This is a genomic window from Achromobacter sp. JD-1 (assembly GCF_038594925.1).
Lineage (GTDB): Bacteria > Pseudomonadota > Gammaproteobacteria > Burkholderiales > Burkholderiaceae_B > Achromobacter > Achromobacter spanius_C.
This window is the reverse complement of the sequence record NZ_JBCGCS010000032.1, coordinates 1-19,083: the sequence shown is the minus strand read 5'-3', so window position 1 is coordinate 19,083 and position 19,083 is coordinate 1. Positions and strand designations below refer to the sequence as shown.

Sequence of the window (19,083 nt, the reverse complement as noted above, 5' to 3'; positions counted from 1 at the left end):
ACGCGAAATCAAGAATTTTCTGTGGTGGCCGTGCTACAGCAGGAAGATGGTGGCCAGCCCCAGGAAGATGAAAAACCCCAGCGAGTCGGTGGCGAAGGTCAGCAGCACCGATGAGCCCATGGCGGGGTCCTTGCCGAAGCGCGCGCGCACCATCGGCACCAGCACGCCCACCGAGGCGCCGACCAGCATGTTGCAGATCATCGCCGCCATCATCACTAGCGCAATCGAGATCGAGCGCGAGATCACCCAGGCGAACAAGGCGGCCACCAGGCTGCCGCACAGGCCCACCAGCAAGGTCACGAACAATTCGCGCTTGACCAGTTGCCACAGGTTGCGGCCCGTGATCCGGCCCATGGCAAGCGCCCGGATGATCAGCGTCATGGTCTGGTTGCCGGAGTTGCCGCCGATGCCGGCCACGATCGACATCAGGAAAGCCAGGATCACGATGTGGCTGACCGTGCCTTCGAACCGCGATGCCACGAAGGATGCCGTGGCGGCGGTGCAGAGGTTGAGCAGCAGCCACGGCGCGCGGTTGCGCAGCGCGGTGGTGACGGGCGCGAAGATGTCTTCTTCTTGCAGACCCGCGCGCGACAGGGCTTGTTCCTGGGAGTCTTCGCGCATCACGTCCACCACATCGGCGATGGTGACGCGCCCGATCAGGCGACCCTGGTCGTCCATCACGGGGGCGGAAACCAGGTCGTAACGTTCGAAGGCGCCTGCCGCGTCGGCGTCGGAATCCAGCGGGTTCAGCGTCAGGAAGTCGGCGTTCATGACGGCGCGCACTTCGGTTTCCGGTTCGCTGACCAGAAGGCGCGACAGCGGCAGGATGCCTTGCAGCTTGTCTTGGCGGTCCACCACGAAAATCTGGTCGGTGTGGTCGGGCAGTTCGTGCAAGCGGCGCAGATAGCGCAGCACCACTTCCAAGGTGACATCTTCGCGCACCCGGACCATTTCAAAGTCCATGATGGCGCCCACGCTGTCTTCCGGATAGCCCATGGCTTCCAGCAGCTGCGCGCGTTCTTCTTCGGTCAGGCCTTTTTGTACTTCGGCCACCACGTCGGGCGGCAGGTCGGGCGCCAGGTCGGCGAGTTCATCGGCGTCCATGCTGCCGGTGGCGGCAACCAGGTCCTGGCGGTCCATCGCTTCAATCAGCGATTCCCGCACCCAGTCTTCCACTTCCAGCAGCACGTCGGCGTCGTGCTCGGGGCTGACCAGCTTCCAGATGGCCTGGCGTTCATCCTTGGGCAGCGATTCCAGGATGAAGGCGATGTCGGCCGGATGCAGGCCGTCCAGCAGCGTCTTGAGTTCGGCTTCGTGCTGGCGGTGAACCAGGTCTTCGACCAGCGTGGCCTTGGCGTCGCCTTCTTCCTGGCGGTGCACCAGGTCGGCCACCAGTTGCTGGCGGCGCAGGCATTCCTGCACTTCGGCCAGGGCGGTCTGTGCGTCTTCCGGGTCGAGGCGGCGGGGCGTCGCGGGCGGTTTCTGCGCGGCGGCGGACTGCGTCATGCGTTACGGCTCAAAGAGTAGGAAGGGGGCGGCTGCGCCGTGCTTCGTCGGTGGCGACGTAGGTCAGGGTGGCCTCGGTGACCTTGACGACTTCGGCGTCCAGGCGCTGGCGTTCCGCGTAAACCTCGACCGACACCGTGACAGACGTGGTGCCGGTTTTGACGATGGCTGCGTAGAAGCTGAGCAGGTCGCCCACGAATACGGGCTCTTTGAACTGGAAGGCGTTGACCGCCACGGTGGCGACCCGTCCCGCGGCGCGGCGCGCGGCGGGAATGGACCCGGCGATGTCGACCTGGGCCATGATCCAGCCGCCAAAAACGTCCCCGTGGATATTCGCGTCGGCCGGCATCGGCATGACGCGCAACACCGCGTCGCGATTGGCGGGCAAAGTCGTAAACGGGGATTTGGGGCTGGAGGTCATGCGGCCGACTCCAATGCATGGGAATCAGCCGATTATGCAGGAAAAACGAGACAGCGGCGTGCGTGGCGCAAGCCGTCGCGGCGCTTTGCCGCGACGGCTTGGAAATCAGGTGGCCAACTTCACGATCCCGTAGCCGCCAACCAACAGCCAGGCGTACAGAATCAGGCCCAGGGCCATCACGCGGGGGCCCGCTTTCTTGATCTGCGCAAAGCGCGTTTCGATGCCGAGCGCCGTCATGGCCATGGTCAGGGCAAAGATGTCCAGGCGGCGGATGGCGGCAATGGCGTCGGCGGGAATGATGTTCAGCGAATTGATGATGGCCAGCACCAGGAAGCCGACGGCAAACCAGGGAATCGGCAGCTTGCCACCCTTGGCCTGACCGCCCGCCTGGCTGGCCGCGCTGCGCAGATACATGCCCAGCACCAGCAACACCGGCACCAGCAGCGCCACGCGGGTCATCTTGACGATGGTGGCGACTTCGGTGGTGGCCGGGTCGATATTGCTGGCGGCCCCTACGACTTGAGCCACTTCATGGATGGTGCCGCCGATATAGATGCCCAAGGCCTGGGTGTCCAGGCCGAGCCAGCCTGCGTGATACAGGATGGGGTACAGAAACATGGACAGCGTGCCGAACAGCACCACGGTGGCCACGGCGACGGCACTTTTATGGGGGGCGGCCCGCAGTGTGGGCTCGAACGCCAGTACGGCGGCCGCGCCGCAGATGGCGCTGCCCGCGGCGGTCAGCATGGCGGTATCGCGGTCCAGGCCCAGAATGCGTTGCCCGACGACGGTGCCGATCAGCAAGGTGCCCAACACCACCGCCACCGACACGGCCAGGCCCGGCAAGCCCACGGCCGCGATCTGCTGAATGCTGATGTTCAGGCCGTAGAAGGCCACGGCAATGCGCAGCAGGCGCCGCGCGGTGAAGTTGACGCCCACGCCCCAGTCAGCCGGCATCGTGCCGCGCAGGAAGTTGCCGTACAGCATGCCGCAGACAATGCCCACCACCAGGGGCGAAAAGCCCAACTGGCGGATGACGGGCAGGTCGGCCAACTGCATTACGGCGGCGGCCATCAGCCCGACAAACAATACGCCGTTGAGCTTGTCACGCCACGGGGTGGCCGTGGCGGGGGCGGCAGCAACCGACGGGGCGGGCGCTGAGGGAGGAAGGGGAACGGCGGTGCTGGTTGAGGTGCTCATGACGGCTCTTGGGGTATATCTAAATAACTTCTCGAAATATTAGATCTGACCTCGTTATTTGAAAAATCTTGATTTTGAATATGTAATATCAAGAATTCTGATATCGAAAGAAGCTGCTATGACACCTGACCAGTTGCTGTCGTTTGCCTGCGTGGCCGACACGGGCAATATCAGCCGCGCCGCGCAAGTGCTGAATTTGTCCCAGCCCGCCGTGTCGGGCCAACTGCGCGCGCTGCAGGACTGGTTTGGCGAACCCTTGTATCGCCGCAGTGGCCACGGCATCGTCCTGACCGAGGCGGGCGAGCGCTTGGCAGAGCAGGCCCGGCAATTGCGGCAGGTCTACCGGCAGGCCCAGGCGGTTCGGGAATCCTGGCGTGGCTTGGAAACGGGCGTCTTGCGCCTGGGCGCCAGCACCACGCCCGCCAGCTACCTGTTGCCGCGCCTGGTGGCGGATTTTCGCTCGGCGTTTCCGGCGGTCAGCCTGCACCTGTCAGACGGCAATACCCGCGAAATCGTCGAGCGCCTGCCCGCGCTGGACCTGGCGTTTATTGAAGGCGATGTGCCGTCAGGCTTGCCGTCGGACACGGCCGTGCATGCCTGGCGTCAGGACGAGGTGGTGGCGATTGTGCGGGCCGACCATGCGCTGGCAGCCAAGGGGGCGGTGACCTTGCGGGACTTGGCGGCGTCGCCGCTGGTGATGCGCGAGCCGGGCTCGGGGGTGCGCCGGCTGGTCGAGCGCGCGTTTGCCGATGCCGGGCTGACCCCGTCCGTGGGTTTGGAACTGGCGGGCGTGGAAGGCGTGAAGCAGGCGGTGCGCGCGGGGCTGGGGGTGGGGTTTGTGTCGGTGATGTCGATGCGGCACGAAGACGGCGCCTTGGCGGCGTTGCGTCTGCTGCCCAGGCCGCTGACTCGCACGCTGAGCATTCTGGTGCCGCACGCCGATGCCGCCGCCCGCGCCGCCGAACGCTTTCTGGCGATGTGCCTGGCGGTCGGGGCGGGAGACGGCGGGTAGCGCTCAGGCCTTGGCCAGGCGCTTCAAGGCAAGTTGGACCCAGTACGTGCCGCCCAGGGGCAGCAGCTCGTCGTTGAAGTCGTAGCTGCCGTTGTGCAGCATGCAGGGGCCCAGGCCGTGGCCGCTATCGCGGTGTTCGCCGGTGCCGTTGCCGATCCAGACATAGCAGCCCGGCAGTTCCTGCAGCATGAACGCAAAGTCTTCCGCGCCCATGGTCGGTTGCACGTGGTCGTTGACGTTGGCGTCACCGACGATGTCGCGCAGCACGTCGGCGCAGAACGCGGCTTCTTCGGCGTGGTTGATGGTGGGCGGATAGTTGCGCTGGAACGTGAACTCCACTTCGCAATCCATGGCCGCGCAGGTGTGCCGCGTGATCTCTTCCATACGGCGTTCGATCAGGTCCAGCACGTCCAGCGTGAACGTACGCACGGTGCCGCGCAATTCCGCGTGGTTGGGCACCACGTTGTCGGCGCTGCCCGCGTGGATCTGGGTAATGCTGAGCACCGCGGCATCCAGCGGATTGCGGTTGCGCGTGATGATGGTCTGCAGCGATTGCGCCAACTGCACCGCCGCCATGACGGGGTCGATGCCCAGGTTGGGCATGCCCGCATGCGTACCCTTGCCTTTGACGACGATCGAAAATTCGTTGCTGGACGCCATGATGGGGCCGGCGGTCAGGCCGAACTGGCCGGGCTTCATGCCGGGCCAGTTGTGCATGCCGAACACCGCTTCCATGGGAAAACGCTTGAACAAGCCGTCGTCGATCATGCGCTTGGCGCCGCCGCCGCCTTCTTCGGCCGGCTGGAAAATCACATACACGGTGCCCGCGTAATCGCGATGCTGGGACAGGTATTGCGCCGCCGCCAGCAGCATGGCGGTATGGCCGTCGTGGCCGCAGGCGTGCATCTTGCCTTCGTTCTTGCTGGCGTGCGCGAAGCTGTTGACCTCTTGCATGGGCAGCGCGTCCATGTCGGCGCGCAGGCCCACCGCGCGATCACCAGGCAGCTTGCCGCGAATGATGCCGACCACGCCCGTACCACCCAGGCCGCGATCAATCTCGATGCCCCATTCTTCAAGCTTGGCCGCCACCACGTCAGCGGTGCGGAATTCTTCGAAGGCCAATTCGGGATGCGCGTGGATGTCGCGGCGGATCTTCGAAATATCCTGGTGCCAGGCGACGATGGGTTCGAGCAGTTTCATGGGAGAAGGGGGGCGGAAAAAGGGAACGCAACAAGGTTATCATCAATCAAAAATCTGTTTAATGGAGACAAACACCATGACGCGACCGTGGCTTGCTCACTATCCGCAGGGGGTGCCGGCAGAGATCTCCACCGAGGGCTATTCCTCGCTGGCCGACCTGTTGGACCGGGCCTGCAAGCAGTACGCCACCCGCATCGCCTGCACGGCGATGGGCAGCGACATCACCTACGCGCAACTGGATCGGCATGCACGCGCGTTTTCCGGATGGCTGCAAAGCCTGGGCCTGGAAAAGGGCGCCCGTGTTGCGTTGATGATGCCCAATGTGCCGGCTTATCTTGTCGGCATGCTGGGCACGCTGCGCGCCGGGTTGGTCGTCGTGAACGTGAACCCGCTGTACACGGCCGACGAACTTGAACGCCAATTGCAGGACAGCGGCGCGTCCGTCATCCTGATCCTGGAGAACTTCGCGCACACGCTGCAGGCGGTGAAAAACCGCGCTCAGCTCAAGCATATTGTCGTGACAGGGCCAGGCGATCTGCTGGGTGGCCTGAAAGCACCACTGGTCAACTTCGTGGCGCGTCATATCAAGAAGATTGTTCCGGCCTGGAACATCGACGGCGCGCATACGCTGCCCAAGGTCTTGGCGGCCGGCGCCAACCTGCCGTTCACGCCGCCCACGCTGACGATGGACGATATAGCGGTGCTGCAGTACACGGGCGGCACCACCGGCGTGCCCAAGGGTGCGATGCTGTCGCATCGGAACCTGACGGCCAACGTGCTGCAGACCGAAGCCGTGGCGCAGCCCGTGGTGCATGACTTGTCGGCTACGCAGCTCACGATCATCAGCGCGCTGCCGCTGTACCACGTGTTCGCAATGACCGTCTGCGGCTTGTACGGCCTGCATGCGGGCATGCGCAACGTGCTGATCATCAACCCGCGCGACCAGCCTTCGCTGATCAATGCGTGGCGCAAGGTGCCCATCAATCTTTTCCCCGGGGTCAACACCTTGTTCAATGCCTTGGCGCACAACGCGGATTTCGCCAAGCTGGATTTTTCGGCGTTGCGCCTGACGCTTGGGGGCGGCATGGCCGTGCAGCAGCCTGTGGCCGAACGCTGGCTGAAGATCACCGGCAGGCCGCTGATCGAAGGCTATGGTTTGTCGGAAACTTCGCCCGTGGCCACGGTGAATCCCACCAACGCCACGGCCTATTCCGGCTCTATCGGCCTGCCGCTGCCGTCCACCGACGTGGCCATTCTTGACGATGCGGGCCAGGAAGTGCCGCTGGGCGAACGCGGCGAAGTGGGCATCCGCGGGCCGCAGGTCATGCTGGGCTATTGGCAGAAGCCCGACGAAACCCGGCAGTCGATGACGGCGGACGGGTTCTTTCGCACGGGCGATATCGGCATCATGGATGACAAGGGCTATACGCGCATCGTGGACCGCAAGAAAGACATGATCGCGGTGTCCGGCTTCAAGGTCTATCCGAACGAGGTCGAAGCCGTGGTAGCGCAGATGCCGGGTGTGCTGGAGTGCGCGGCCATCGGCGTGCCGGACGAACACTCGGGCGAAGCGGTCAAGGTGTTCGTGGTGAAAAGCGACCCGTCGTTGACCGAGGCGCAGGTGCAGGACTGGTGCCGCGAAAAGCTCACGGGTTACAAGCGCCCGCGCTTTGTGGAATTCCGTGATGAACTGCCCAAGAGCAATGTGGGCAAGATTCTGCGCCGGGAATTGCGCCCCGACGCGCCCGCCAAGGCGTCTTAGGCTTCGGCGGGTGGCTCGCCGCCAAGGTGCGGCGCAATCATCTCGTGCAGGGCGCGTTCGATGGCGGGGTTGCCCGCCACAACGCGCCCGCCGATGGGCCAGGGATCCAGCTTGTGCATGTCTGAACACGTGCCACCCGCTTCACGCAGGATCAGCGTGCCGGCGGCCACGTCCCACGGCGCCAGGCCCATTTCCCAGTAACCGTCGTAGCGGCCGCAAGCCGTCCAGGCCAGGTCCAACGCTGCCGCGCCCATGCGGCGCACGCCGCGCGCGCGCTTGATGGCGTCGTTCAGCATGGGCATGTATTGTCCGGCGAAGGAAAAGTCGCGGAACGGAAAACCGGTTGCCAGCACGGAATCTTCAATGGTCTGCGTGCGCGAACACTTGATGCGGCGGCCGTTCAGCCAGGCGCCAATGCCATAGACCGCGGTGAACAGCTCTTCGCGGTTGGGGTCGTAAACCACGCCGGCCACGGGCGTGTCTTCAGTCAGTGTTTCCGTGCCAGACACTGCGGTGCCCGCATGCGCGATCAGCGCGATCGAGACGGCGTAGTGAGGGATGTCGTGCAGGAAATTGGTGGTGCCATCAAGCGGGTCGATGTACCAGGTGGCGCGGCCTTGGGGCTTGCCGCCCGTCTCTTCAGCCACGATGCCGAACTTGGGCGTGCGCGTTTGCAGTTCCTGGATGATCACGGCCTCGGCTTCGCGGTCTGCTTGCGATACGAGATCGTTGCGCGCCTTGCGGTCGATCACGAGGTCGGCCCGATGATGCGCGTAGGATTGCAGGATGGCCGCACCGGCATGCGCCGCAGTGACTGCCGCGTCGATCGCGGCGCACAGGTCGATGGGTTGAGCCAGTGAGCGGGGCTGATCATAGGTGTCCATGCAAACCAGTGTAAGCCCAGGTTTGCGTCAAATCCGAGGCAGCCATTTGAAACCGCGCCACCGCGTGGCGTCTATCCAACGCATGGGGCGCGGCCAGCCGATAATTCGCGTTTGTCACAACCCTGATTCTTTTTGAAGAGCCCATGTCCGCGCCTTACGTTCCCCTGACACCCGCAGTGGTCGACTTCGATGCCGACGGCAAGCTCCATGACGCCGAGTCCGGCGACGTCTACCCCCAGCATGCCGGGTCATTCAGCGACCGGGAACACGTATTCCTGCGCGGTAACGGGCTGCCCGAGCGTTGGCGCGGATGCGACGTATTCACCATCTGCGAGACCGGTTTCGGGCTGGGCCTGAATTTTCTGGGGCTGTGGCAGGCGTGGAGGCAAGATCCGCAGCGGCCATCGGCGTTGCATGTCGTGTCGCTGGAGGCGCATCCGTTCACTTTGGCTGATTTGTCGGCATTGTTGGCGCGTTATGCGCCGGCGTCCTTGGCGGGATTGGCGCGGCATCTGGTGGAGCAGTGGCCCACGCTGCTGCCGGGGCTACATCGGCTGGAATTCGAGAACGGCGCGGTAACGCTGACGCTGGGTTTCGGCGATGCGCAGGTGCTTGCGCCACGCCTGGACGCGCGCGTGGATGCCTTCTTCCTGGATGCCTACACGCCAGAACCCGATCCCGGCACGAGGTCGGCTCCCTTGCTACGCGCGCTGGCGCAACTGGCGGCGTCCGGGGCCACCCTGGCGGCCGGGGTCGGCACGGAAGCGCTGCGGCGTGCGTTGCAGGATGCGGGTTTTGACGCGCGCTGCGTGCCGATTGACGGGGGCAAGCGGCAAATGATCCAAGCCACCGCCCGCGTGCAGGGCCGAGCGGCCGGAGCGGCCGCGACGCCCGCGGCCGTCAAGCATGCGGTGGTGGTGGGCGCAGGGCTGGCGGGTGCCGGCATCGCGCAGGCGCTGGCCGGCCGGGGCTGGCGAGTCACCGTGTTGGACGCAGGTAGGGCGCTGGGGGCGCCTGCGCACGCCGGTCATGTGGCCGCTGCGCTGACGCCCGTGGTGGCGCGTGACGACAATGCGCGGGCGCGGCTGTCGCGCGCCGGCAGCCAGCGCGCGCTAGCGCGTTGGCAAGGGCTGGCTGGCGACGCCGCGCCGCGCGTGTGCGGCACGGTTCAGATCGAGCGCGACGCGGGCAAATCTGCTGCGTTGGCGAGCACATTGGAAACGCTGGCTTTTCCGCGCGACTGGGTACGCCGGGTGGATCGTGACGAAGCCAGCGCCTTGGCCGGTTTGCCGGTGGCGCGCGGCGGCGTGTACTTCGCGCAGGGCATGCTGGTTCAACCGAACCGACTGATCGACGCCTTGCTGGAAACGCCCGGCGTGAGCGTCTTGCCGGGCAGGGCGGCCCGGGTCGAACGACAGGGGCAAGGATGGAGCGTACGAGACGTGCAAGGCGGGGAATTGGCGCACGCCGACACCGTCATCCTGGCCAATGCCTTTGGCGCGCGCGCGGTGCTGGCCGAAAGCGGCTTGCTCGATCCCTTGCCGCGCGTGGGGCAGATGCACGCGCTGGCTGGCGAGGTCACCCTGGTGCCCGGCGAGGCGCTTGCGGGCGGGCCGCGCTGCATCATCGGCGGCGAGGGCTATCTGCTGCCGGACGTGGGCGTGGGCTGCGTGGTCGGCAGCACCTACGTGCATGGCGCTACGCAGGCCTTGGTCAGCCCGGAAGGGCAGCACACCACGCTTGCCAAGGCGGCCGGGCTACTAAGCGGTCACTTCCCGGCCTTCGATGCGTTGGTGCCCGGCACGCTGCCCGGTTGGGCGGGATGGCGGGCCGTATTGCCCGGGCGCCTGCCCGCAGTGGGGGAATTGCCGCATGCGCCGGGCCTGTGGCTAGCCATCGGCTATGCCTCGCGCGGCTTGTCCTGGTCAGCCTTGATGGGCGATTTGATCGGCGCTCGCCTGGCTGGCGAACCGGCGCTGCTGGAAACCGATCTGTCCAAACTTATTTCACCACGGTGAAAAAAAGTTTGGCGGTGAATGGGGGCTCGACCCAGGTGGCGTAGAATTGCGGTAATTGCCAGGATTTGGCGCCAAATAGGCTGTATTGGCCTCGTTGTTGGCGTTTCGGCGGCGCGCGGCACTAAGCCGATAGGCGCTGATCGAGGGCTTTACGACCCCTTTTTATGGATGAGAAAGCCATCCAGAAGAGGGACCGAGTTTATTTCAAAGCTCAAATCCGTCAAAATAGCGTCTTTTGATGGTTTTTGGCTTAAGCCGGGGGATGCTCTGTGCCGCCCAAGTTCGACTTTGCCCATACTACCCAGCTCGACACCATCGAGCTGCTGACGTCCCGCCCCAGTCGCTTCGATTTCGACGCGGGCGATGGGTTGCACCTGGTAGTCGAGGCGCATGCGCCTGGTGTGTTTCGCCTGCGCTGCGGCGAGGCGAACCACCTGAACGATGACAAGCCCGGCGCGCGTGCGCGCGCCGTGGCCGAGATGCTGCTCGCGCGCCAAGAGGCCGTGGGCGAGGCTTCTATTGCCCCTCGCGAAGGCGGGGATGGCTGGCGGATCACACAGGGCGACGTTGCCCTGGAGATCCAGTCCGACCCTGTGCGCGTGGCGATCTATCGCAACGAGGACCGGGTGTTCGAGTCCGAGGTTTCCGCGCATACGCCCGCATTCGGACACAACGCGCTGGACCAGGAAGACGACGCGGTGTGGACGGCGGGCTTCACCCTGCAGGCCGACGAGCGCATCTTCGGCCTGGGGGAAACACCGGGCGACTTGAACCGCCGCGAAGAATCGGTGGTGTCCGATGACCCCGAGCACCGCGCCTTGCCACTGGCATGGAGCCCGCGCGGCTGGGGCGTCTACGTCAATACGATGCGGCGCGTTGAGCATTCCGTGGGCGTTGCCCCGGCGGATTCGGCCTACGTGCTGACCGTTGACGACGCCGTGCTGGATATGTTTCTGTTCGCCGGCGAGCCCGCCGAAATCCTGAACCAGTACACCGCCTTGACTGGCCGCGCCGGCCAGCCCGTGCTGTGGGCGATGGGCGCCTGGCTGCAACAGGCTACAGGCGAAATGCCGACGCAAACCGTCGCTTTGCTGGCCCGTATGCGTGAAAACCAGATTCCCGTGGATGCCGTAACGCTGGCACAGCCGGCGGCTTGGGGTTTCCAGTCGGACAAGGCGGTGTTCGAATGGGACGCCCAGCGCTTCCCCGACGCCAAGCAGATGCTGGCCCTGTTCCACAAGCACAACGTGCATGTCGCGGCATCCGGTTTCCCCGGCGTGCTCAAGACCAGCCCCTTGTTCGAAGAACTGGAAGACCGGGGCTGGCTGCTGACCAAGGAAGACGGCGCTGCCCAGGTGTTTGACGGCATCGCCGCCACCTCGGGCCAGCCGTTCGGCCTGCTGGACCTGACTTACCGCGACATCTACAACATGTGGGTCGAGCGCCACCGCCAACTGATCGAAGACGGCCTGGACGCGCCCGCCTGCGATGCCCAGCTTGCCATTCCCGATGGCGTGACGGCCCGCAATGGCGAAACCGGCCCGGCGCTGCGCAGCATGTATCCGCTGCTGGTGCGCCGCGCGCTGTTCGATGCCGTGGCCGGCCTGAAGGTGCCGCCCGAAGGCGTCGTCCCCAGCTCCGACCTGTTCCCCGCCGCGCAACGTCTGCCTTGGCAGGTGGGGCCGCAGGCCGAGAACTCCTGGGATGGCTTGCGCCATACGCTGCGCACCGCCTTGTCGATCGGCGCCAGCGGCGTGCCCGTGCAGGTGCACGGCATCGGTTCGGCATCGCGTGACCGCGCGGGCATGACGTCCGAACTGTATTTGCGCTGGCTGACCGTGGGCGTGTTCTCGGCGAACTTCTCGTTCCAGGGCGTGGAAGGGCTGATGCCTTGGGACTTCGACGACGACACCCTGGCGCAGGCCAAGACGTGGATGCAGTGGCGCTATCGCCTGGTGCCCTATGTGTTGGGCGCCATCGAGGATTCCGCCCGTACCGGCCTGCCGGTGCAGCGTTCCATGGCCCTGTCTTTCCCGAACGATCCGCATGCCCACGAGTGGGACCTGCAATACCTGCTTGGCCCCGCCTTGCTGGTGGCGCCGGTCACCGAGCCCGGCAAGCAGGTGCGCGTGTACCTGCCCAAGGGCGAGGCCTGGTGGGATCTGAACACCGGGCATCGCTACGAAGGCGGCACCACCTGGACAATCGACTGCGAGCTGGGCCAGTTCCCGGTTTTTGGCCGCGAAGGGCACATGCTCTGTCTGGGACCCGCCGCGCAGCACACGGGCGAGTTCAACTCGGCCCGCATCCTGGACGAGGTCTGGATGTTTGGCATGCCGGTGCATAACCCGGTTGTCATGCGCAACAAGATCCGCGTGATGCAGATGCAGGGCTCCAGCTACATCAAGGGGCTGGAAGGGCTGCGCATCTCGCCGTCCGAAGGCCTTGAGGTCAAGCGCCGGGGGGCGGAAGTCCGCATCTCTCGCGCTCGCTGATAGCGACGCGGCCGGTTCTCCGGCTACCGTCATCAAAAGGGGCAGTCAGGAAGGCTTTCCTTCCGACTGCCCTTTGCGCGTTTTGCCGACGCCCTATCGCAACCACGGCCCGCGTTTATACGGGGCGGGCCGATGTCGCGGTAAAGATCGCTGATATTACTTATAGTTATTAAAAATGAAAAAAACGGTCGTTCTCTTCAGAAGAGAAAAGATACAAAATCGCTTGCCATGATTCACATCGAGAACCTATCCAAGACCTATGCCACGCCGCATGGACTATTCCAGGCGCTGCGAGGCATCAACCTGCATATCGAGCAGGGCGAGGTCTTCGGCATCATCGGCCCCAGCGGGGCCGGCAAAAGCACGCTGGTCCAATGCATCAACCTGCTTGAACGCCCCAACGAAGGCACGATTGCCATCGGTGGACAGCAACTTACCGGCCTGAACGAGGCGCAGCTTCGTGGCCAGCGCCGCCGCATCGGCATGGTGTTCCAGGGCTTTAACCTGCTGTCGCGCCGCACCGTCTATGGCAACGTGGCGCTGCCGCTGGAAATTGCCGGTGTCGCCAAGGCCGAGATTCCGGCCCGCGTTGAACGCTTGCTGGCCTTAGTGGGCCTGGAGCATCTGCGCGACCGCTATCCCAGCCAGATCAGCGGCGGCCAGAAGCAGCGGGTGGGCATCGCCCGCGCGTTGGCCAACAACCCGGACGTGCTGCTCAGCGACGAAGCCACGTCCGCGCTGGACCCCGAAACCACGCACAACATTCTGGCCCTGCTGCGCGACATCAACCGCAAGACGGGCGTGACGGTCGTCATGATCACGCACCAGATGGAAGTGGTGCGCGAAGTGTGCGACCGGGTGGCCGTGCTGTCGCAAGGCGAAGTGGTTGAAATCGGCAGCACGCGCGAAGTGTTCGCGCAGCCGCGCCACGAGGTCACGCGCGGCATGGTGTCGGCCGCCACCGCGTCCGACCTGACCGACGCCACCTTGGCGGCCGTGAAGGAACGCATCGCCACGCTGCTTGCCGCCACGCCCGGCCAGGCGGTGCGCCTGTTGCGCCTGGCCTTGACCGGTACGGATTCGTCGGGCTCGTTCCTGACCGATCTGTCCAAACAGTTCTCGCTGGACGTGAGCCTGGTGCAGGCCCGCGTTGAAGATATCCAGGGCGTGGCCGTGGGCACGATGTTCGTGCTGGTCCAAGGCGCGCCCGCCACGGTCAAGGACGCGATTGCCGCGTTGGCCGCCCGTGACATTACCGTTGAAGAAATAGCTCATGAGTCCGCAACTGATCGATCTGCTTATTACGTCGCTGCTTGACACCCTGCTGATGGTGGGCGTGGCCAGCGCCATCGCGGTGGTGATCGGCATTCCGCTGGGCGTGACGCTGACCGTGACCGCGCGCGGCAACATGCTGGAAAACCAGCCCGTGAACCACGTGCTGGGCGCCATCATCAACGCCACGCGCTCGGTGCCCTTCGTCATCCTGATGGTCGCCATCATTCCGTTCACGCGCCTGATTGCGCAAACCTCCATCGGCACCACAGCCGCCATCGTGCCGCTGTCGGTGGCCGCGATTCCGTTCATGGCCCGCATCGCCGAAAACGCCATGCGTGAAGTGGATCCGGGGTTGATCACCGCGGCGCGTGCCATGGGCGCATCGCCGATGCAGATCATCCTGAAGGTGCTGTTGCCGGAAGCCTTGCCCGGCCTGATCGCCGCCACCATCGTCACCGTGGTCAGCCTGATCGGCTATTCGGCGATGGCTGGCGCTATCGGTGGTGGCGGCCTGGGCGACCTGGCCATCCGCTACGGGTATCAACGTTTTCAATCGGACGTCATGGCCGCGGTCGTGATTGTGCTGATCATTTTGGTCCAGGCAATCCAAAGCCTGGGCGACCGCTTCGTGCGCCGCATGTCGCATCGCTGATACGTCGCGGCGCCGCTTCGTTTTCGCTGCAATTTTCTTTCTACTTCCGTTACTCGGGATATCGCAACATGAGCATCAAGGTTTTGAAGTCGCTGGCTGCATTCGCCCTCGGCGCCGCCGTATTCGCCCAGCCCGCGCTGGCTCAGGACAAGCCGCTGAAGGTTGGCGTTACCGCCGGCCCGCACGCGCAGATCTTTGATGTGGTCAAGGCCGAAGCCGCCAAGCAAGGCTTGAACATCCAGGTCATCGAATTCACCGACTACGTGCAGCCCAACGTGGCGCTGGCCGCGGGCGATCTGGACATGAACAGCTACCAGCACCAGCCCTACCTGGACAACGCCAACGCCGACCGAGGCTACAAGCTGGTCAGCATCGCCAAGACCGTGATCTTCCCCATCGGCATCTACAGCAAGAAGATCAAGTCGCTGTCCGAACTGAAGGACGGCGCCCGCATCGCCTTGCCGAACGACCCCACCAACGGTGGTCGCGCGCTGTTGCTGCTGCAAGCCAACGGCCTGATCAAGCTGCGTCCGGAAGCGGGCCTGAAGGCAACGCCGATTGACGTCATTGAAAACAAGAAGAAGCTGCGCTTCATCGAACTGGACGCCGCCCAATTGCCGCGTTCGCTGGACGACACCGACGCCTCGGCCGTCAACACCAACTTCGCACTGGAAGCCGGCCTGGATCCTGCCAAGGACGCCATCGCCCAGGAATCGCCGGATTCGCCGTACGCCAACGTGCTGGTCGTGCGCGAAAAGGACAAGGACCGCGCCGAATTCGCCAAGCTGATCAGCATCTATCACAGCCCGGCCGTGAAGCAGTTCATCCAGACCAAGTACAAGGGCGCCGTGGTGGCTGCCTGGTAATCCAGGTCCATCGCAAGCCCCGGAACGACCGCCGCGTGCGGTCGTTTTCTTTTGGGCTGCACGCCGGGGGTTGCGGGCCAAGCGCTGGGCGACGTTAAACTTTTTGACAAGCCCAAAGAAATCCGCCATAATTTCTGGCTTCGGTCGGGCTGATAGCTCAGTCGGTAGAGCAGCGGACTTTTAATCCGTTGGTCGCGAGTTCGAGTCTCGCTCAGCCCACCACCAAACACCCGCATTATCAAGAACTTACGCCGCTATCACTAGCGGCGTTTTTTCTTTCTGTTCCGACTTTGACCAAAATTCGACCGTGTTCGAATGGTGGGCCAAGTGCGACGGGGCCAAATGGGCATAGCGTTGAACCATGTCCAGCGTCTCCCATCCCCCCAGATCCTTTAGGACCATGAGCGGTGTTCCCGCCTGTACATGCCAACTGGCCCATGTATGGCGAAGGTCGTGGAAATGAAAGTCGTCAATCCCGACCTCGGCGCACGCACGACGCAAGCACCGAGCATCGACCTGGCTGATCTTCCGCACCAAACCATCTCTTGAGGGGCGTTCAAAGACAAACCTCTTGGCTTTGGGAATCCGGCGCTGCAGCACTGCCATCGCGTCCGCGTTGAGGGGCACCGACCTGGCATAGCCCGATTTCGCCTCTTCGGCAATGACCCATGCGTTTCGCTGGGGCATATCCACGTTGCTCGGCCTGAGCGAAAGCAATTCGTCTTCCCGCATGCCAGTCGCCACTGCAACGAGGCTGACATCGCGCATCCACTCAAGCGTCATCGCGCTTATCAGCCGGCCGATGACGGATGGGGGTTCCCATCGCACACGATTGTCGGGTTCAACGAACTCCGAAAATTTCGGGCACTTGTCGATCCAGTCCCAGTCTTCGCATAGCTTGAGCATCCTTCGCAGCGTGGCTAGGTAGCGGTTTTTGGTCGCTGCACTTACCGGCGTGGGTTTGCGATGCTTATGGGTAGTATGCGTTGGCAGTTTGTCCGCGATCTCGTCGAATTTTAAAGAGCGAATGGCACGTCCAGAGAACTGAGTACGCCAGTACGCGACGTGCCGGACCTTGCTGTCATAGTCGCGTAGTCCGTCCCACAGTCGAAGACAACGCACCGCGGCCTCTTCAAAAAAGCGGTCGGGTTGCTCGCCAAGCTTGGCTTGACGCCAGAGGTCGGCTTTCAGCTTGTCGTGGTATTCCTGCGCGGCTTGCCTGTCCGTCGTTCCAGAAGAACATCTAACTCGCGGGACGCCTGGGACGCGGATATCAACTTGCCAGATACCTGAGGTTTCATCTTTGCGGATGGGCATTGTGCATCTCCCACAACCCGCAGCGATAGCTGGGTGACATTGTTATTCTTTTCCGAAAATGCAGCAAGACGCGAAGGCCAGATGCGCCATGCGCCCCTCGCTCTAAGCTGAAAACCAAGCTCTTTGCGATAGCTAAAGATGGTGCTGTAAGAGATGTTGAGGCGCATAGCAGCTTCTTGCAGCGTGAGCGCCGTTTCATCCATGTTCTCTGCTGGAGGCATGGAGGACATGTGAACTCCTTTATTGGACCGTGAATGCACCGGGCCGTGCCAGGCAAGCGCAGGAGGCTAGTTTCTCTTTCGAGCAGTAGGCCAAGGGCGGGGAAAATTCGGTGATATCACGGGGTTTGCAACGGGCAGCGCCGCCAAGAGGTCGGTCAGGAATCCGTCTTGGCTTTGTAGCCAGCCCTCAATCCACCAGTGCTTTTCCAGGAGCTCCGGCGCATGACTCTGGAGCAATTCGAGAAGTTCGCGGTTCTCGTCAATTCTCTTGTGGATGCCTCGATGGGAGTGCGTAAGCACTTCCTCTAGGGCTTTCAGCTTCTTGCTAGTGAAAATCCCGAGCATGTACACGTCCTTTCTAGCTTTCAAAAACGCCTAGCGCGGTGTTTTGGCGGCGCCGTTTGTACACGGAGGTGCCAGGTGCCTGGACCGGCTACAGCCACAGAAGGAAGTAGGTCGTCACCGCGAAGATGGCGCAAACACCGAGGTCGCGCACAACCCCCCTTCGGCCCGCGGTAGCCATGGAGAAAACTGGCATCAACGCAGCGGTCAAGACAGAGAAGCCTGCAAAGAGGCGTTCCATCCCGATCTGACTCGACTCGGGGAATGAGCCCGAATTTAGAAGAATTCCCATCAGAACCGTGGTAATCAGGGCTGCGAAAAATACGAAGCCGCCTCTGGACGAACCACGAATGCCGGCGTTCACTATTCCCGCAATCGACACGCCTACGAGAAAGCAAAGACCGAGAATTGTTGTGTGCTGCATCATTGCCCTTCCCGTTGTAGGTTGATCGGCGGGGGAAATTCTGGGACGGGATCCCCGATGGAGGCGTTCCATGCCCACCAGCCATCCTTTCCGTATGTCTCGTCGTAGTGCTGGCCCTTTTCAGCTTTGCGCGCCAAGTACTCGGGCGTATTCATGCCCCACACCTCCAGCGGTGCTGGCGTGTGCCTGTCGCGCAACCAAAAGTCCGGAAACGCTGCGTCCTCGCCAGCATCAAACCGCAGCGGCTTTTCGAACCGACGCTTTTCCGCCACGAGCTTGTCAGCTACTAGAGCCTCGTAGCCTGAATCGACTGGTATCCAGTCGTGCGTTGTCTGCATCAGGGCGATATCGACAACTTGCGCTCGCATGCTGCCGCCAGAGGACTTGGGCGGATCAGTTTGTACGACAGCGATGACGGCATTCCCAGCCCGCCAAGAGTCGATTTCTCTCGCAAAACGGCGCTCCAAGGGTTCCCAGACGTTCTCATCAAGGTTCAGGTACGGGATGCCATGAAATCCCGCGATAGGCAGCGTGGCGCTGCCGTCCATTCCCTCTTGGTGCTGTGCGAGGGGGGCAATTACAACCAAGCGCCGTCGTTGAGTGACCGCTTCCAACGCCTTGGCCTTGTTGTGCCCTGCTTGCTGCCCGGTCGCTGTCGGCGTGGCGATCACGAGGTTTTGAGCCAGTCGCACACGCCCCGCGTAGGTAGTCATAGCCGAGCGCATCAAGTGGTAATGCACCACACCAAGATTGCGCTTTCCTTCCATGCCTGGCGACCATGTATGGAGGCCTGCTTGTGTCCAAAGAAAGTGCAGGAGGCCAAGCAACGTCATGCTGGCTTGACCGGTACGCGGGCGCGTCGCGGGCATCGACGGCGCGGCGGCCGAAGAGGCGTCTCCTTCTTCTGGGGCTGCTGTCGCACGCTGTTGAAGCCCGACCTTCAGCTTAATCTTCACTGCGCCATCGTCGAGCTCTTGGACCACGCCACGTCGATATGCTCCGAGCCCGGACATGCTTGGATCCACACCGTAGTAGACGCAGTCTTCGCTGTGCTCTGACCCCGTCTCGGGAAAGCGGGCAAGGTGGAACCGATCAGAGTTGGAACGGCTGTGGATCGACAAGCGTCGTTCGCCCGATCCAGGGCAAGTACACCTGACGTCTGCCTTGCCATGCGCCATCAACAGTACGCGTTTCCAGCCGTCCTTGTACTGATCAGCTGTTTGAAACTCCGACGAGTACGGTCGGGTCGTTCCGCCTAGCGTGATTTCCACGGCATATTGCTTCCGGTCCATAGACTATCTCCGAAATTGCGCTTTCAGCGTGCCCGCTAAGGCGCCGAAGACCAGAGCCACCGAGGCGGTCATTGCTACGGCAAAGATCTTTTGATAAATATCCAGATCAGAGAACGTGATGTTGATTTGCAGGCAGAGTTGACCCACTTTTACGTTTGATTTGCATCTAATTCTGACCCACCTCGTGAACACTATC

16 protein-coding genes and 1 tRNA gene are annotated in these 19,083 nt (G+C 63.2%); 8 read left to right on the top strand and 9 right to left on the bottom strand.

The annotated features are described in order from the left end of the window. Positions 1-33: 33 nt before the first annotated feature. From mgtE to WBR68_RS29155, 3 genes are all read right to left on the bottom strand, one after another. Positions 34-1,506, bottom strand: coding sequence for a magnesium transporter (mgtE, locus tag WBR68_RS29165; RefSeq protein ID WP_127183468.1), 1,473 nt, complete (start codon positions 1,504-1,506; stop codon positions 34-36). A 10-nt stretch (positions 1,507-1,516) separates the two neighbouring features. Then, positions 1,517-1,927, bottom strand: coding sequence for an acyl-CoA thioesterase (locus WBR68_RS29160; protein WP_050449974.1), 411 nt, complete (start codon positions 1,925-1,927; stop codon positions 1,517-1,519). Between the two features lie 105 nt (positions 1,928-2,032). After that, complete coding sequence (locus WBR68_RS29155) at positions 2,033-3,127, bottom strand: YeiH family protein (protein WP_050449975.1); 1,095 nt, start codon at positions 3,125-3,127, stop codon at positions 2,033-2,035. A gap of 118 nt (positions 3,128-3,245) precedes the next feature. Between WBR68_RS29155 and WBR68_RS29150 the strand changes: the two genes are divergently transcribed. Next, a complete protein-coding gene (locus tag WBR68_RS29150; RefSeq protein ID WP_050449976.1) occupies positions 3,246-4,139 on the top strand; it encodes a LysR family transcriptional regulator in 894 nt (297 codons plus the stop codon). A 3-nt stretch (positions 4,140-4,142) separates the two neighbouring features. Here the strand turns inward: WBR68_RS29150 and WBR68_RS29145 are convergent, their stop codons facing one another. After that, complete coding sequence (locus tag WBR68_RS29145; RefSeq protein ID WP_050449977.1) at positions 4,143-5,339, bottom strand: M20 aminoacylase family protein; 1,197 nt, start codon at positions 5,337-5,339, stop codon at positions 4,143-4,145. A 76-nt stretch (positions 5,340-5,415) separates the two neighbouring features. On the opposite strand from WBR68_RS29145, the gene WBR68_RS29140 reads away from it, so the two are divergent. Then, positions 5,416-7,101 (top strand): AMP-binding protein, encoded by a 1,686-nt coding sequence (locus tag WBR68_RS29140; RefSeq protein ID WP_164741211.1) that lies wholly within the window; start codon positions 5,416-5,418, stop codon positions 7,099-7,101. Here the strand turns inward: WBR68_RS29140 and WBR68_RS29135 are convergent. Beyond that, positions 7,098-7,985 (bottom strand): inositol monophosphatase family protein, encoded by an 888-nt coding sequence (locus WBR68_RS29135; protein ID WP_050449979.1) that lies wholly within the window; start codon positions 7,983-7,985, stop codon positions 7,098-7,100. The two genes, WBR68_RS29140 and WBR68_RS29135, sit on opposite strands and share 4 nt — an antisense overlap. Positions 7,986-8,128: 143 nt before the next feature. Here WBR68_RS29135 and mnmC point away from each other — a divergent pair, with 143 nt between their 5' ends. From mnmC to WBR68_RS29105, 6 genes are all read left to right on the top strand, one after another. Then, positions 8,129-10,003: an FAD-dependent 5-carboxymethylaminomethyl-2-thiouridine(34) oxidoreductase MnmC gene (gene mnmC / locus WBR68_RS29130; protein WP_230695983.1), complete on the top strand. Its 1,875-nt coding sequence runs from the start codon at positions 8,129-8,131 to the stop codon at positions 10,001-10,003. Positions 10,004-10,272: 269 nt separating this feature from the next. Further along, complete coding sequence (locus WBR68_RS29125) at positions 10,273-12,498, top strand: glycoside hydrolase family 31 protein (RefSeq protein ID WP_127183471.1); 2,226 nt, start codon at positions 10,273-10,275, stop codon at positions 12,496-12,498. 228 nt (positions 12,499-12,726) lie between these two features. Continuing rightward, positions 12,727-13,815, top strand: coding sequence for a methionine ABC transporter ATP-binding protein (locus tag WBR68_RS29120; RefSeq protein WP_050450319.1), 1,089 nt, complete (start codon positions 12,727-12,729; stop codon positions 13,813-13,815). Further along, a complete protein-coding gene (locus WBR68_RS29115; protein WP_050450318.1) occupies positions 13,772-14,425 on the top strand; it encodes a methionine ABC transporter permease in 654 nt (217 codons plus the stop codon). Before WBR68_RS29120 ends, WBR68_RS29115 begins: the two co-directional genes overlap by 44 nt. Positions 14,426-14,493: 68 nt before the next feature. After that, positions 14,494-15,291, top strand: a complete 798-nt coding sequence (locus WBR68_RS29110; protein WP_050450317.1) for a MetQ/NlpA family ABC transporter substrate-binding protein — start codon at positions 14,494-14,496, stop codon at positions 15,289-15,291. A 146-nt stretch (positions 15,292-15,437) separates the two neighbouring features. Next, positions 15,438-15,513: transfer RNA gene (locus tag WBR68_RS29105), tRNA-Lys, on the top strand. Between the two features lie 24 nt (positions 15,514-15,537). Here the strand turns inward: WBR68_RS29105 and WBR68_RS29100 are convergent. The 4 genes from WBR68_RS29100 to WBR68_RS29085 all read right to left on the bottom strand — a co-directional run. After that, positions 15,538-16,608, bottom strand: coding sequence for a tyrosine-type recombinase/integrase (locus tag WBR68_RS29100; protein WP_230695982.1), 1,071 nt, complete (start codon positions 16,606-16,608; stop codon positions 15,538-15,540). Between the two features lie 654 nt (positions 16,609-17,262). Then, entirely contained in the window at positions 17,263-17,598 is a 336-nt protein-coding gene (locus tag WBR68_RS29095) for a hypothetical protein (protein ID WP_230695981.1), read from the bottom strand. Beyond that, positions 17,595-18,887, bottom strand: a complete 1,293-nt coding sequence (locus WBR68_RS29090) for a DUF1173 family protein (protein WP_230695980.1) — start codon at positions 18,885-18,887, stop codon at positions 17,595-17,597. The genes WBR68_RS29095 and WBR68_RS29090 overlap by 4 nt, the downstream gene beginning before the upstream one ends. Before the next feature lie 3 nt (positions 18,888-18,890). Continuing rightward, the coding region (locus WBR68_RS29085; protein WP_230695979.1) for a hypothetical protein at positions 18,891-19,083 on the bottom strand (193 nt) is incomplete at its 5' end.